We start from the raw sequence: 13,884 nt of genomic DNA, 5'->3' as shown, positions 1-13,884 counted from the left end.
GCGGGTGCTGGGGGACGACGCGGAGCTGACCGCCGCGGTGCTTGCGGCACAGGACGGGGACGAGACCGCGTTCCGGACTGTGTACCGCTCGGTGCACCCACGGCTGCTCGGGTACGTGCGCACGCTGGTCGGCGATCCGGACGCGGAGGACGTCACCTCCGAGTCCTGGCTCCAGATAGCCCGTGACCTGGAGCGGTTCAGCGGTGACGCCGACCGGTTCCGCGGCTGGGCCGCGCGGATCGCCCGTAACCGGGCCCTCGACCACATACGCATGCGGGGGCGCAGGCCCGCGATAGGCGGCGACGAGACCGAGCTGACCGGCAGGGCCGCCGAGTCCGACACGGCCGGCGAGGCGATGGAGGCCCTGGCCACCGGCCGCACGCTCTCCCTCATCGCCCAGCTGCCGCAGGACCAGGCGGAGGCGGTGGTCCTGCGGGTCGTCGTCGGACTCGACGCGAAGACCGCGGCCGCGACCCTGGGCAAGCGTGCGGGAGCCGTACGGACGGCCGCGCACCGGGGTCTGAAACGGCTCGCCGAACTGATCGGGGAGAATCCGGAGACGGCCGGTGAGGCCGACCCGGAGTCCGGCGATCCGCTGGACGCCGTACCCCCACCGAGAGGGCCGCGCGCACGCGCGGCTTCGTCCGCCGGTGTGACGCATACGCGTTGGCGGACGCAGAAGGATGTGTGATGGCCGACGAGCAGTACAGGTGGCTCAACCGCGACGCCGCGGAGCGGCTGCTGCGTGGGGAGCCCCTCGAAGCCGTCGACGCCGACACCCGTGACCGTGCCGCCCGGCTCGCCGAGGCGCTCGGCGCGCTGACCGCCGATGTCGCCCCGGTGTCCTCGCGGAGCCCCGAACTCCCCGGCGAGGAAGCGGCGTTGGCTGCCTTCCGCAGCGCGCGAACAGCGCGCGCCTCCGACGCGACCACGTCCGCCACCTCCGCCACCTCTGCCTCCTCCACCTCCGCCCGTTCCGCCCTCTCGTCCGACGGCGGGCGGGCCGTGGAGCCCGGCCGCGGCAGTGGCAGCCGTACGCACACCGCCGACACGCCCGCCGCCGACGCGGGGCTCGTCCGCCTGGGACGTCCCGGGCGCCCGGCAGGGGTCGACGGACACCGGGCCCGTTGGGGCAGGCCGGTACGGTTCGGGCTGGTCGCGGCCGTGGCCGCCGGGATGCTCGGCGGGGTCGCGGTGGCGGTCGGCGGCGGTGCGCTGACCGCGTTCCGCGACGGCGAACCGGAACCCTCCGCCACCGTCTCCGCCGGCCAGTCGCCGGACCGGCCGCTGCTGTCGCCGTCGCCGTCACCGAAAGCGCAGGACGGCGACGGCCGACGGGGGGCGTGGGGCGACACGAAACCCGAGATGACCCCGGACGGCTCCGCGCAGGGCGACGCCCCCTCCGGTGACGGCACCGACGAGGACGGGCGGACCGGGGACTCCGGGAAGAACGGCACGTCCGGCCAGGAGTGGTGGGACAAGGTCCGCTCCGCCTGCCGTGACGTTCGCGACGGCAAGGACCTGGGGGCCGACCGTCGGCGCGGCCTGGAGGACGCGGCGGGCGGCAAGGGCAAGGGGCAGCTGAAGCGGTACTGCGAGGGCGTCCTGGCCGGCGGCTCCGACTACCCCGGCACGAAGAAGAAGCGGCCGGGCGAGGGCACCGGGGTGGGCCGGGGCACAGGGAGCGGGTCCGGTACGGCGGACTCAGGTGACTCCACCGGCCGGTCCGGTGGCGGTGACGGCAGCCCGCGGTCCGGCGGCGACTCCGACGAGGACGACGACTCCCACCGCGGCGGGCACGGCGACGGCAAGGGCAAGAACCGCCCCGGGCACGGCAAGGGCCAGGGCAAGGGCAGCGGTCATGGCAAGGGCCATGGCCACGGCAAGGGCGGCCAGGGGAACAAGGGCGGCAAGGGCAACGGGGGCAACGGGGGCAACGGCCACCGGAGTCAGCTCGCCTCAGCGGCGCGGACCGAAGTCGCCGTCCGCATCACCCCCTCCTGACCCCTCCTGACCTGTGCTTTCGCATCCGTCACGAATTCTTTCGCGGAACGGGTAACACTTTTGGCGGCCCCGGCGCAGTAATGAGTGAGCCGACTGGTCATCGGCCGTCGCACTGAGCCGGGGTTCCCCCCGTACCTACGGCTCGTGCACCTCGGCGCGGGCGGGACACGTTCCCCCGGTCCCGCCCGCGCCTCATAACCCCCGTATTTCCCCCGTGGTCCCCCGTGACCCCGTACTCCCCCTGACGCGCCTGGCGCCCTCCCGCTATGCGTCATGTGACGCACGTCACGAAATCTTCCGTCACCAGTCACGCGTCACCAGTACACGACGACCTTGTCGCCGTTCCTGACCTGGTCGAACAGCCGCGCGATCGCCGCCTTGTCCCGGACGTTGACGCAGCCGTGCGAGGCCCCGTAGTACCCACGGGCCGCGAAGTCGGAGGAGTAGTGGACGGCCTGGCCGCCGCTGAAGAACATCGCGTACGGCATCGGGGTGTCGTACAGGGTCGACCAGTGGTCGCGGGACTTGAAGTAGACGCTGAAGAGGCCCTCCCGGGTCGGGGTGTAATCCGAGCCGAACCGCACCTCGACCGTCGTCAGCGTCCTGCCGTCCACCATCCAGCGCAGCGTGCGGCTCGTCTTGCTGATGCACAGCACCCGGCCCGTCATGCAGCGCGGATCGGGTGACGCGGCCGGCTGCCCGCCGTAGGCGTACAGCTCCCACTTGCCGGGCTCCCGCGTCATGTTCAGCAGCCGCGCCCACGTCACGCTGTCCGTCTTCCCGGTCCGCGGCAACCCCCGCTTGCCCTGGAAGCCCTTGACCGCCTGGACCGTCAGGTCGTCGTACGTCCCCGTGGGCCCCGCGAAGAGCCAGGCGACCTGCCGCAGCCGGGCCTGCAACTCGCGTACGTCGAGGCCCTCGTCGCCCTGGGACCAGAGGACCGGGGCGGGGGGTGCGGGGGTGGGGGAGGGCGGCGCGGTCGTCGGGGCCTCCTCGGGCACCCCCTTGCCGTCGTTCCCGCTTCCTCCGTTTCCGCTTCCTCGGCTCCCGCCCGCGGCCTGGTCCCCGCCGTCGCCGTCGCCGTCGCCTTCGTCCTGCTTCGGAGTGCCGTTCGGCGTGGCGCTCCCGTCGACGCGCACGGGCTGGCGCTGGCCGCCGTGCACCTCGATCCCCTGGGCCGTGCAGGCGCCGGCCATGGCGAGTGCCGCGATCGCGGCCACCGATCTCCGCATGTCCTTGGTACGCATCGGGGTCCCCGTCGTCTCATGATCGGCCGCGTCCGGTCGTTCTTCCCGGACAGGTTGCCCGGACGTGAGCCGTCGCGAACAAACGGGCATGGTTGTGAGCAAGGTCCCAGCCAGGGGCACTCCACCGGACCAACGGTCGCCGCTACAGTCCGACGCCAAGGCCGTTGTACTGACGAGTAACAAGCGAGCGTCCGAAGCGACGAGCAAGACGGAGGCACACATCATGGCGCGCGAGTCGGAGTCCGGGCTGCCGATCGAGCCGGTGTACGGGCCGGAGGTGCTGGAGGGCTGGGATCCGGCGGAACGGCTGGGGGAGCCGGGCGCGTACCCGTTCACGCGGGGTGTGTATCCGTCGATGTACACGGGTCGTCCGTGGACGATGCGTCAGTACGCGGGCTTCGGTACGGCCGTGGAGTCCAACGCCCGCTACCAGCAGCTGATCGCCAACGGCACGATGGGGCTGTCGGTCGCGTTCGACCTGCCCACCCAGATGGGTCATGACTCCGACGCCCCGATCGCCCACGGCGAGGTCGGCAAGGTGGGGGTGGCGATCGACTCCGTCGAGGACATGCGGGTGCTGTTCGACGGCATCCCGCTGGACAAGGTCTCGACGTCGATGACGATCAACGCGCCGGCCGCGCTGCTGCTGCTGATGTACCAGCTGGTCGGCGAGGAGCAGGGCGTACCGGCGGACCGGCTGACGGGCACGATCCAGAACGACGTGCTGAAGGAGTACATCGCGCGCGGGACGTACATCTTCCCGCCCAAGCCCTCGCTGCGGCTGATCGCCGACATCTTCCAGTACTGCAAGGCCGAGATCCCGAAGTGGAACACGATCTCGATCTCCGGCTACCACATGGCCGAGGCCGGTGCCTCGCCCGCGCAGGAGATCGCGTTCACCCTGGCCGACGGGATCGAGTACGTGCGCACGGCGGTCGCGGCGGGCATGGACGTGGACGACTTCGCTCCCCGGCTGTCGTTCTTCTTCGTCGCCCGGACGACGATCCTGGAGGAGGTCGCCAAGTTCCGTGCGGCGCGTCGGATCTGGGCGCGGGTGATGCGTGAGGAGTTCGGCGCGAAGAACCCCAAGTCGCTGATGCTGCGGTTCCACACGCAGACGGCCGGGGTGCAGCTGACCGCGCAGCAGCCCGAGGTGAACCTGGTGCGGGTCGCGGTGCAGGGGCTGGCGGCGGTGCTGGGCGGCACCCAGTCGCTGCACACCAACTCCTTCGACGAGGCGATCGCTCTGCCGACCGACAAGAGCGCCCGTCTGGCGCTGCGCACGCAGCAGGTGCTGGCCTACGAGACGGACGTGACGGCGACGGTCGACCCGTTCGCCGGTTCGTACGTCGTGGAGAAGATGACCGACGACGTGGAGGCGGCGGCCGTCGAGCTGATGCGGAAGGTCGAGGACCTGGGCGGTGCCGTCGCGGCCATCGAGCACGGTTTCCAGAAGGGCGAGATCGAGCGCAGCGCGTACCGCATCGCGCAGGAGACCGACTCCGGGGAACGGGTCGTGGTGGGCGTCAACCGTTTCCAGCTGGACGAGGAGGAGCCGTACGAGCCGCTGCGGGTGGACCCGGCGATCGAGGCCCAGCAGGCGGAGCGGCTGGCCGGGCTCCGTGCGCGACGCGACCAGCAGGCGGTCGACACGGCCCTGACCGCCCTGAAGAAGGCCGCCGAGGGCACGGACAACGTCCTCTACCCGATGCGCGAGGCCCTGAGGGCCCGCGCGACGGTGGGCGAGGTGTGCAACGCCCTCCGTGAGGTGTGGGGCACGTACATCCCCAGCGACGCTTTCTGACCGCTCGTGCGTGAGTTGCGGTCGATCGCGATCGACCACGGCCGCCTTCCGACCGCCCTTTTGTCTGGCTCTTGTATGGCATTCGTCTGGCTTCGGACGGGCATGTCGGGATGTCGGACTTCCGTGCGACACTCCTTCTCATGTTCGGTGTCATCGACCTCCCCACCTATCTGGCGGGCCTCGTCCTGATCGTGCTGCTGCCCGGCCCCAACTCCCTCTACGTGCTGTCCGTGGCCGCCCGGCGCGGGATACGGACCGGGTATCGGGCCGCCGCCGGCGTATGGGTCGGCGACACCGTGCTGATGACCTTGTCGGCGGCGGGAGTGGCCTCGCTGCTGCAGGCCAACGCCGTGCTGTTCGGGATCGTGAAGTACGCGGGCGCCGGCTATCTGTCGTGGCTGGCGATCGGGATGCTGCGGGCCGCGTGGGCGATGTGGCGCAGCCGCCGCGAGCGGGTGGTGGAGGGGCCGGGCGATGAGGTCGCGGAGGGCGAGCGGCCGTTCCGGCGGGCCCTGGTGATCAGTCTGCTGAACCCGAAGGCGATCCTCTTCTTCGTCGCCTTCTTCGTGCAGTTCGTGGACCCGGGCTATGCCTACCCGGCGCTCTCCTTCGTGGTCCTCGGCGCCTGCGCCCAGCTCGCCAGCTTCCTCTACCTGAGCGCGCTGATCTTCAGCGGCACCAGGCTGGCCGCCACGTTCCGCCGCCGGAAGAGACTGTCGGCGGGGGCGACCTCGGCGGCGGGTGCCCTGTTCCTGGGCTTCGCGGTCAAGCTGTCCCTGGCGAGCAGCGCCTAGCCCCTCCGCGCCCCTCCCCGCCCCGGCTCACCTCCCCGGTCGGTTTGCCGCGCGCGCCTTCCTGATCGCCCTCGTCACCACCGGAGGCAGCAGGTCCGCGGCCAGCTTCCGGGCGGGGCTCCGGGGTGGGCGGCGGCGGGCCGCGGGCTGGGGTGCGGGCACAGCCGGGGCGGGAGTCGGCGCCTCGGGCTCGGTCCAGTGGCGGGACTTCGGGAAGGCCGGGGCCTTCATGCCCCTGGACTTCAGGCGCAGGATGCGGTGACCGGCGGCCTGCTGGTTGCTGAGGTGGCAGTCGTCCCGGTCCGCGACCATGGCGAGCAGCGCCTCCTGGAGAGGTTCGGGGTCGTCCCAGGTGCCGTACAGCTTCTGCGTGCTGAGACAGACGGGGTTGAGGCCCCGGTTGAGGACGGCCTCCCACGCGGCGATGGAGACGCCCGGTGTGTGCTCCGAGCGGAAGTCGTCGAGGACGACCAGGCCTCCCGGCAGGAGGATGTCCCGGGCGGCGGTGATGTCGGCCTCGACGTGCTCGTACAGGTGCGAGGCGTCGATGTGCACGAAACGGCAGGAACGTGGCTCGACCTCGCCGGGGACGACCGAGCTGGGCCCCTGCAGCACCCGCGGCAGCTCGTCGTGGAAGGAGAGGTAGTTCGCCTCGAAGGCCCGGCGGGTGAGCGTGCTGCGGTACGACTTGGTGGCCTCCGCCGCGTTGGCGTCGTCCGGTGCGTCGCTCTCGAAGAGGTCGCAGACCGTGTACGCCTCGCCCTCCTGGAGATGGTGGCCGAGGAAGATGGCGCTCTTGCCCATGTAGACGCCGACCTCCAGGAGGTCGCCCCTCTCGCCCGCGACCTCCTGTCGGCTCAGGAACCAGTCGACGAGCAGTTGGTCGAGCACCGGGAACCAGCCGGGGACGTCGTCGAGCTCACGGGGCAGTCGGACCGTGCCGTGTTCAGAGGTCATTTCAGAGGTCATGAGGACGGAAGACCTTCTTGCGTCGACGAGGCGAACAGGCGAACGGGCCAGGAACCTATGAGATGCCTTTGGCCCGGTCAAGGATGCTGCGGAGCCTCTCCGCGGAAGCGTTTTCGAATCCTCGCGTCGCATGAACAGTGGGCCAATTCCAGGTTCCGGGACCGTTCAGCGCCGACGTCCACCGAGCGACGTCCGCAGCAGCGGCTGCAACGGACGTTCGACCCACCGGCGCAGCAGCCAGGCGAGCGCCAGCATCAGCGCCACGGAGAGCGCGACGGTCAGGGCCGACGGAACGCCCAGCCCCTGGTGCAGTGCCCGCACCACCGGCCAGCCCAGATGCTAGTGCACCAGGTAGAAGGGGTACGTCAGGGCCCCCGCAGTGGTCAGCCAGGGCCGGTCGACACGGTTCAGCAGGCCCAGCGCCACGGCACCGACGGCCACGAAGCCGACGGTGACGGCGACGACGATGCCGAGCTGGGAGCGGTAGGAGAAGTAGTCCGCGTTCGGGGCGTGCCACATCGCCTCGAACGTCTGGTACTGGCTCAGCAGCAGACTGAAGACCACGATCAGCCAGGCGGCGGTGTCCCGGCGGTCGCGGTGCACCAGCCAACTGTGGGCGGTGGGGAACTGCACGGCGGGCGAGGCCCCCCAGGCCTTCGCGATCTCGCCGTCACGCCCGCCGTAGTGATAGGCGGCGACGGCGAGAGCGGCTATCAGGCGCAGCCCGTCGAGCGCGTAGAGCCGGGGCGTTGCTCGACCGACGCCCGCAGCAGCGCCCCGATAGGGGCGCGGGGAACTGCGCGACCAGCCCCCACGGACCTGCTGCCGAGAGACGACCTGTTCATCGATCTCCGTCAAAGGAGGCACGAGGGCTCACCCCAAAGTCGCGCGCTTGAGAGACCGAGCCCGCCGAGCAACTCGCCGCACCGTCGCGTTACGCGGAATGAACGCGAGCTGCACCGGAATGCCCCCTGGCAGCCCCAGCGAGGTCAACCGCCGCCGCTTGAAGTACCGCAGCGTGTGCGTGCTCAGATGCCGCGTCAGATACGCCTCGGTCTCCGTCCGTAGCGACGGGTAGATCTTCGACTGCATCGCGAACCCCACCGCCCGGACCAGGCTGTTGAGGTCGGACACCGCCGTGCCCGGCCGCTGCGAGGCGACGGCCGCCGCGTCCCCCAGCTCCGGCAGCAGCGCGTCCACGATCGTGACGGGCACCCGGTTGCTGTTCTCGTACGGGGCGAGCCGGTCCAGCAGCGCGCCCGTACCGATGCGGGCCACCGGCAGCCCGTACAGCGCGGAGGCCGTCAGCAGGGCCGTCGAGAAGCAGCCGACGACCAGGGCCGGACGCATCCGCTGGTAGAGCACCTCGGCGAGGACCGGCGTGTCCAGCACGGTCAGGTCGGCGCCGAGCCGCTCCGCCTCCTTCTCCAGACCGCGCGACCAGCGGGCCGGGGCACTGGGGTGCGGCTTGAACACGACCTTGGAGTGCCCGAGCGCGACGGCACCCTTCAGCATCCGTACGTGGAGGTCCTCCTCCTCCTCGGCGGTCAGGATGCCGAGCGCGGACAGATACTGGCCGAGCAGCAGCGCCGACTCCTCGATCGCGGGCAACTCGTCACCCGTGTCCACGAGTTCGGCCAGCACCTTCACGAAGGCGTCCGTCGGCACGATCTCCGCCCCGACCCCGAACTCGGTGAGCAGCAGGGGTTCGAGCCCCGGTACGAGGTCCAGGTGGAGCAGCCGGTCGATACGGGTGCCGACCAGCGGGTCGATCTTGTTGCGGGTGGGGCCGTAGCTCATCAGGCCGTCGGCGTACACGGTCACCGGCGCGCCGGTGAAGATCTGCGTGAAGCCGAGCGCGGGGTGGACCTGGATGGACTCCACGGCCAGTTCGACGTCGTCGTCCCCCAGGTTCCACAGCAGCCGCAGATGCCGCTCCCACAGCGGTACGTCGTCCATGCGCGGGGACCAGCCGCCGGGATGGAAGGGGGAGATGGTCTCGTTCCAGGAGATCACCTCGTCGAAGCGGGACCGCAGCCGCTCGAAGCCGGGCATCTCGTCCGGGCCGGGGGCCGTCTCCGGGGTCGCCGCGTTGTTGGAGACCAGCAGGATGCGCCGGGCGGCGGGGCGGAAGCACTCGGTGTCCAGGGCGGCGGCCAGCGTGGCCACGCCGTACAGGGTGGACGCCATGAAGATCTGCGTGGTCATGCGGCGACCCCCGTGGCGGCGGGACGGCGGCGCAGCCGGCGCAGCCGGGTGGCGCGCTGGACATCCATGGAGTCGAGGGCCTCGTCGAGCACGTCCTGCGGCATTCCGCGCAGCGCGACCGCGCTCATCGACTTCAGTTTCCGTGCCACCGCCGGCTCGAACCTTTCGATGGAACCCAAATGGTGGGAGATGATCGCGCAATAGGTGCGCACGGCCTTGGGGAGGAGTTTGTCCGCGTCCCGGTCCTTCGCGGTTTCCGCGACGACCTGGTCGAATGCGCGAATGAAATCGAGTTGTCGTACGTCGCCGATCTGGGTCAGTGAGGAAGCCACACCGCGCCGGTAGAAGACGCCCAGCAGCCCCACCGTGGCGAACGAATCGGCCTCCCGGTGCAGCTTCCAGATCCACGGCCGGTCCTCGGCCGTGCGCAGCCCGTTGGTGAAGTGCAGCACGCCCTTGTCGACCAGCCGGCGGTGGTAGATGCCCGCCCAGGCGTACGCGTAGTCCACGGAGGTGGAGCGGTCGGCGGGCAGGATCGCGTCGCGCGGGTTCATCACCACGCCCCGCCGCCCGTTGGGCACCCGGTGGACCGAGCGGGCCCGCGCGGTGCACTGGACATGGTCCGTGCGCACGAAGTCGCAGCCCAAGTCCTCGATGGCACCCAGCAGTTGGGGATAGTAGCCGGGGGCGAGCCAGTCGTCCCCGTCGAGGAACGTCAGGTACTCGCCGCGGGCCTTGTCGATGCCCGTGTTGCGCGCGGTCGCCAGTCCTCCGTTCTTCTCGTGTCTGACGTACACCGCCCCCGGCAGCTCGCGCTCCGCGCGCGCGAGAATGTCCGGTGTCTCGTCGCGGGAGCAGTCGTCGACGAGAATGAATTCGAAGTCCTCACGAGCGTTGGCTCCGAGGCTCTTCAGGGTGTCGGGCGCGTATTGCTGCACGTTGTAGAACGGCACGATGACGGAGAGCTTGACCACCCCCGTGACGTTAGGCGGCGCTCTGGCATTCGTCTTGACCACCTGCTTGATGTCAGGTGAACGACGCGTGGCGGAACCGTGAACCAGATACTTTCCGGTGTCATTCGCACCCCGATTCGCCGTTCGGCGATGTGCTGTTAACCCTTTGTTGCATTCGGGTTGGGCCGATCAACGGAATCGCTTCCTAGCGTCTTCGATGTGCCAGCAAGTGCTACGAACAGCCTGCGAGTCGCCGTACTCGCGGATTCCGACACCCGGTGGAAATGGGGCGCGCTCACCGCGCACCGTCTCGCTCCGAAGGACGCGGACATCCGCCTGGACGGCTTCCTCCTGCGCGGCCGGGCCACCCCCACCGCCCGCCAGCTCCAGGAGGTCGGGGTCCGCCCCGACTCCCTGCGCGAGGTGACCGGCCTCGAATTCCTGCGCGCCATGAAGGAGGACACGAGCGAGAACGCGTACGACGTCATCGTCCTCTCCCTCGTCGGCGGGGGCGTCCAGGCGATACTGCACGGCCTGCGCCGGGCCTGGGACGGCCGGACGAAGCGGCCCGTGGTCGTCACCGGCTACGTCGGTGTCGTCTACGAGAAGCTCGCCGACGGTCTGCTGCTGCGGCACGGCGCGGACCTCGTCCTCGCCAACTCCCGCCAGGACGCGGACCGTTTCCGGGCCGTCTACGAGGGCGTGGGCGCCGACGCCTCCTCGGTCACCGAGGTCGCGCTGCCCTTCCTGGGCGGCAAGGCGTACGCCGGCTCCGACGGCCCCTACACGGTCGTCTTCGCCGTACAGCCGTCCGTCCCGGACAACCGCCGGGACCGTATGTACCTGCTGAACCGCCTCGTCCAGCACGCGAGGCGGCACCCGGACCGCCAGGTGCTGCTGAAGCTGCGCTCCAGGCCGGGCGAGCACACCACGCACATCGAGGAACTGCCTTACCAGAAGCTGACGGAGAAGCTTCCCGGCGGTCTGCCGGCCAACTTCCGTCTCGCGTACGGGAACATGGGCGAGGTCCTCGACACCACCGACCTGCTGGTCACCATCAGCTCCACGGCGGCCCTGGAGTCGCTGCACCGCCGGATCCCCACCGTCGTCCTCACCGACCTCGGGATCCGCGAGACCCTCGGCAACCACCACTTCGTGGGCTCCGGCTGCCTCGCCTCCTGGGACCAGCTGGACGCCGGATACGAGCCGACGCCGGACCCCGAGTGGGTGGCCCGGCAGGGGGTCATGGTGGGGGGCACCTCCCGGACGGAGTCCGGGGGAGGCTCGTACGCCACCGCCTTCGACGCCGCCCGTACCCGTATCGCGAAGCTGGTCGCGGCGCCCGAACTGCCGCCTCTCGCGCCGTACTACACGCCCGTCACCGCGCCCGGCTACCTCCCCGGCATCCTCGCCCGCCACCACCTCGGCCCCGACGGCGCACCGCTGCCCGGGGCGCCCGCGGAGGACCGGCAGGCCGGGCCCGTACGCCAGATCGTGCGCCGGGCGGCGCGCGGCGCCTACCGCCACGGAGTGCAGCGCGTGGCGCCCGTCATCCGCCGGATGGGGGAGCTGTGAGCCGCCGCCCCACCGCCTCGCAAGAGCCGCAAGGAGTTCCCGACATGTCCAACCCGGAAGCGGGGCAGGCGCCTTCCGCCCGCCGCGTCCTCGCCGTGATCCCCGCACGGGGCGGCTCCAAGGGCGTCCCCGCGAAGAACCTCGCCCCCGTCGGCGGCGTTCCGCTGGTGGCCCGCGCGGTCCGCGAGTGCCTCGCCGCCCAGCTGGTGACGGACGTCGTCGTCTCCACCGACGACCACGCCATCGCCGCCGCCGCCCGTGAGTCCGGCGCCGAGGTCGTGCTGCGCCCCGCCGCGATCGCCGGTGACACCGCCACCTCCGAGGCCGCCGTCCTGCACGCCCTGGACGCCCACGAGTCCCGCCACGGCGCCCCGGTCGACGTCGTCCTCCTCGTGCAGTGCACCAGCCCGTTCATCCTCCGCGAGGACATCGACGGCGTCGCCCGCGCCGTCGTCGAACACGGCGCCGACACCGCCCTCACCGTCGCCCCGTTCCACGGCTTCATCTGGCGCGACACGGCGGACGAGCCCGCGACGGCCGGAGCCGCCCACCCGGGAGGTACGGGCGGCGAGACCCCGGAGCCCGCCGACACCGCCGGCGGCTACGGCGTCAACCACGACAAGTCCTTCCGCCCCCGCCGCCAGGACCGCCCCCAGGACCTGCTGGAGACCGGCGCCGCCTACGCCATGGACGCGGCCGGACTGCGCAAGCACCAGCACCGCTTCTTCGGCCGTACGGAACCCGTCCGCACCGACCCCGCCCGGGTCCTGGAGATCGACGACCCGCACGACCTCGCCCGCGCCCAGGCCCTCGCGCCGCTCTTCGACGCGAACCGCCCCGGCACCCTCCCCTCCTACGACGACATCGACGCCGTAGTCCTCGACTTCGACGGCACCCAGACCGACGACCGGGTGCTGATCGACTCCGACGGACGGGAGTTCGTCTCCGTGCACCGCGGCGACGGACTCGGCATCGCGGCCCTCCGCAGGAGCGGCCTGAAGATGCTCATCCTGTCCACGGAACAGAACCCGGTCGTCGCCGCACGGGCCCGGAAGCTCAAGATCCCGGTCCTGCACGGCATCGACCGCAAAGACCTCGCACTGAAGCAGTGGTGCGAGGAGCAGGGCATCGCGCCGGAGCGCGTGCTCTACGTCGGCAACGACGTCAACGACCTCCCGTGCTTCGCCCTCGTGGGCTGGCCCGTGGCGGTCGGCAGCGCCCACGACGTCGTACGCGGCGCCGCACGCGCGGTCACCACCGTCCCCGGCGGTGAAGGCGCGATCCGGGAGATCGCCGGCTGGATCCTCGGTCCCTCTCTCGACTCTCTCGACCCCCTCGACAAGTAAGGAACTGGTCCCACGATGAGCACCAACTCCCGTCTGCGCACGTTCGGTTCGAAGACCGCCGGCCCGGGTAACCCCGTCTACGTCGTCGGCGAGATCGGCATCAACCACAACGGTGAGCTGGAGAACGCCTTCAAGCTGATCGACGCCGCCGCCGAGGCCGGCTGCGACGCCGTCAAGTTCCAGAAGCGCACCCCCGAGATCTGCACCCCTCGCGACCAGTGGGACATCGAGCGCGACACCCCCTGGGGCCGCATGACCTACATCGACTACCGCCACCGCGTGGAGTTCGGTGAGGACGAGTACCGCCAGATCGACGAGTACTCCAAGGAGAAGGGCATCGACTGGTTCGCCTCCCCGTGGGACACCGAGGCCGTCGCCTTCCTGGAGAAGTTCGACGTCCCCGCCCACAAGGTGGCCTCCGCCTCCCTGACCGACGACGAACTGCTGCGCGCCCTGCGCGCCACCGGCCGCACGGTCATCCTCTCCACCGGCATGTCCACCCCGAAGCAGATCCGCCACGCGGTCGAGGTCCTCGGCTCGGACAACATCCTGCTCTGCCACGCCACCTCGACGTACCCGGCCAAGGCCGAGGAGCTCAACCTCCGCGTCATCAACACCCTCCAGGCCGAGTACCCGAACGTCCCGATCGGCTACTCCGGCCACGAGACGGGCCTGCAGACCACGCTCGCCGCCGTCGCCCTCGGCGCCACCTTCGTCGAGCGCCACATCACCCTCGACCGCGCGATGTGGGGCTCCGACCAGGCCGCCTCCGTCGAGCCCCAGGGCCTGACCCGCCTGGTCCGCGACATCCGCACCATCGAGGCCTCCCTCGGTGACGGCGTCAAGAAGGTCTACGACTCCGAGCTCGGCCCCATGAAGAAGCTGCGCCGTGTCCCCGGCGTCGTCGCCGAGGCGGAGATCGCGGTGGCGGCGGGCGAGCCGGTCGGCGTCTGACCGACCGCAGGTGGCCGCGGGCCGTCGTGC

At 70.9% G+C, this 13,884-nt stretch carries 11 protein-coding genes and 1 pseudogene; 7 read left to right on the top strand and 5 right to left on the bottom strand.

What is annotated here, in order from left to right; translation table 11 throughout:
• Nucleotides 1-4 precede the first annotated feature (4 nt).
• Entirely contained in the window at nucleotides 5-691 is a 687-nt protein-coding gene (locus tag P8T65_RS16785) for an RNA polymerase sigma factor (RefSeq protein ID WP_316726150.1), read from the top strand.
• Nucleotides 691-2,004 carry a hypothetical protein gene (locus tag P8T65_RS16780; RefSeq protein WP_316726149.1) on the top strand — a complete coding sequence of 438 codons (1,314 nt, stop codon included), beginning with the start codon at nucleotides 691-693 and terminating at the stop codon, nucleotides 2,002-2,004. Before P8T65_RS16785 ends, P8T65_RS16780 begins: the two co-directional genes overlap by 1 nt.
• A gap of 314 nt (nucleotides 2,005-2,318) precedes the next feature.
• Here P8T65_RS16780 and P8T65_RS16775 read toward each other — a convergent pair whose 3' ends face one another.
• A complete protein-coding gene (locus P8T65_RS16775; RefSeq protein WP_316726148.1) occupies nucleotides 2,319-3,251 on the bottom strand; it encodes a L,D-transpeptidase family protein in 933 nt (310 codons plus the stop codon).
• 223 nt (nucleotides 3,252-3,474) lie between these two features.
• On the opposite strand from P8T65_RS16775, the gene P8T65_RS16770 reads away from it, so the two are divergent.
• Both P8T65_RS16770 and leuE read left to right on the top strand, forming a co-directional pair.
• Nucleotides 3,475-5,055, top strand: a complete 1,581-nt coding sequence (locus P8T65_RS16770) for a methylmalonyl-CoA mutase family protein (RefSeq protein WP_316726147.1) — start codon at nucleotides 3,475-3,477, stop codon at nucleotides 5,053-5,055.
• Between the two features lie 140 nt (nucleotides 5,056-5,195).
• The gene (gene leuE, locus P8T65_RS16765) at nucleotides 5,196-5,849 is read left to right on the top strand and encodes a leucine efflux protein LeuE (protein ID WP_316726146.1); all 654 of its coding nucleotides are present in this window, start codon (nucleotides 5,196-5,198) and stop codon (nucleotides 5,847-5,849) included.
• 27 nt (nucleotides 5,850-5,876) lie between these two features.
• Here leuE and P8T65_RS16760 read toward each other — a convergent pair whose 3' ends face one another.
• From P8T65_RS16760 to P8T65_RS16745, 4 genes and pseudogenes are all read right to left on the bottom strand, one after another.
• Nucleotides 5,877-6,806, bottom strand: a complete 930-nt coding sequence (locus P8T65_RS16760) for a class I SAM-dependent methyltransferase (protein ID WP_316726145.1) — start codon at nucleotides 6,804-6,806, stop codon at nucleotides 5,877-5,879.
• 177 nt (nucleotides 6,807-6,983) lie between these two features.
• Nucleotides 6,984-7,667, bottom strand: a pseudogene (locus P8T65_RS16755) (hypothetical protein).
• A gap of 24 nt (nucleotides 7,668-7,691) precedes the next feature.
• Complete coding sequence (locus P8T65_RS16750) at nucleotides 7,692-9,026, bottom strand: alpha-2,8-polysialyltransferase family protein (RefSeq protein WP_316726144.1); 1,335 nt, start codon at nucleotides 9,024-9,026, stop codon at nucleotides 7,692-7,694.
• The gene (locus P8T65_RS16745; protein WP_316726143.1) at nucleotides 9,023-10,000 is read right to left on the bottom strand and encodes a glycosyltransferase family 2 protein; all 978 of its coding nucleotides are present in this window, start codon (nucleotides 9,998-10,000) and stop codon (nucleotides 9,023-9,025) included. The genes P8T65_RS16750 and P8T65_RS16745 overlap by 4 nt, the downstream gene beginning before the upstream one ends.
• A 198-nt stretch (nucleotides 10,001-10,198) precedes the next feature.
• Between P8T65_RS16745 and P8T65_RS16740 the strand changes: the two genes are divergently transcribed.
• The 3 genes from P8T65_RS16740 to P8T65_RS16730 are packed head-to-tail and all read left to right on the top strand — an operon-like array spanning nucleotide 10,199 to nucleotide 13,854.
• Nucleotides 10,199-11,554 (top strand): DUF6716 putative glycosyltransferase, encoded by a 1,356-nt coding sequence (locus P8T65_RS16740; RefSeq protein ID WP_316726142.1) that lies wholly within the window; start codon nucleotides 10,199-10,201, stop codon nucleotides 11,552-11,554.
• Nucleotides 11,555-11,598: 44 nt separating this feature from the next.
• A complete protein-coding gene (locus P8T65_RS16735) occupies nucleotides 11,599-12,900 on the top strand; it encodes an N-acylneuraminate cytidylyltransferase (RefSeq protein WP_316726141.1) in 1,302 nt (433 codons plus the stop codon).
• Between the two features lie 15 nt (nucleotides 12,901-12,915).
• Entirely contained in the window at nucleotides 12,916-13,854 is a 939-nt protein-coding gene (locus P8T65_RS16730) for an N-acetylneuraminate synthase family protein (RefSeq protein WP_316726140.1), read from the top strand.
• The last annotated feature ends 30 nt before the right edge of the window (nucleotides 13,855-13,884 follow it).

Source organism: Streptomyces sp. 11x1 (assembly GCF_032598905.1).
Classification (GTDB): domain Bacteria; phylum Actinomycetota; class Actinomycetes; order Streptomycetales; family Streptomycetaceae; genus Streptomyces.
The sequence above is the reverse complement of the archived record's forward strand: the minus strand, read 5'-3'. Positions and strand labels throughout refer to the sequence as shown.

What these genes read in the sequence shown, in the direction of transcription:
- P8T65_RS16780 (WP_316726149.1), top strand. Translation starts at nt 691, where the DNA reads ATGGCCGACGAGCAGTACAGGTGGCTCAACCGCGACGCCGCGGAGCGG.
- P8T65_RS16775 (WP_316726148.1), bottom strand. Translation starts at nt 3,251, where the DNA reads ATGCGTACCAAGGACATGCGGAGATCGGTGGCCGCGATCGCGGCACTC.
- P8T65_RS16770 (WP_316726147.1), top strand. Translation starts at nt 3,475, where the DNA reads ATGGCGCGCGAGTCGGAGTCCGGGCTGCCGATCGAGCCGGTGTACGGG.
- leuE (WP_316726146.1), top strand. Translation starts at nt 5,196, where the DNA reads ATGTTCGGTGTCATCGACCTCCCCACCTATCTGGCGGGCCTCGTCCTG.
- P8T65_RS16760 (WP_316726145.1), bottom strand. Translation starts at nt 6,806, where the DNA reads ATGACCTCTGAACACGGCACGGTCCGACTGCCCCGTGAGCTCGACGAC.
- P8T65_RS16750 (WP_316726144.1), bottom strand. Translation starts at nt 9,026, where the DNA reads ATGACCACGCAGATCTTCATGGCGTCCACCCTGTACGGCGTGGCCACG.
- P8T65_RS16735 (WP_316726141.1), top strand. Translation starts at nt 11,599, where the DNA reads ATGTCCAACCCGGAAGCGGGGCAGGCGCCTTCCGCCCGCCGCGTCCTC.
- P8T65_RS16730 (WP_316726140.1), top strand. Translation starts at nt 12,916, where the DNA reads ATGAGCACCAACTCCCGTCTGCGCACGTTCGGTTCGAAGACCGCCGGC.